Annotated in this window: 1 pseudogene; it reads left to right on the plus strand. The window is 53.6% G+C overall.

Going from position 1 to position 392, the window contains the following annotated elements:
* Positions 1–246: 246 nt before the first annotated feature.
* A pseudogene (locus KP705_RS21330) lies at positions 247–357 on the plus strand (recombinase family protein); the annotation flags it as partial.
* Between the last annotated feature and the right edge of the window lie 35 nt (positions 358–392).

Here is a 392-nt window from a genome sequence, read left to right on the forward strand (position 1 = left end):
ACTCGCTATCATCGACATAAGGCTCGGAATGTCGTGCGAGAGCTTCACGTGTCAGAAGACGGCGCCGCGCCATGATCGGATTTCTCCTTCATGTGTCCGGAAGGGGATTGTTGGACGGACTGTCCCGGACAAGTGCAACACGTCATGGAATACAGCCGTGTGCTGTGTCTCGGACGGACTGTCCCGGACAAGTGCAACACGTCATGGAATACAGCCGTGTGCTGTGTCTCATAAAGGTGGTACCATATGTTTTGCAGTCATGGGGCCTTCTACGTTACACTTTCCCGTATGACACACATAAAGATCGGCTATGCCCGCTGCTCGACGGACAAACAGGATCTCGCGGCCCAGCATCAGTAACTGCTCAAACTCGGTGTTTCTGCCGAACGTAT

It is taken from the genome of Gluconobacter sp. P1D12_c (genome assembly GCF_018812105.1).
GTDB lineage: Bacteria > Pseudomonadota > Alphaproteobacteria > Acetobacterales > Acetobacteraceae > Gluconobacter > Gluconobacter oxydans_A.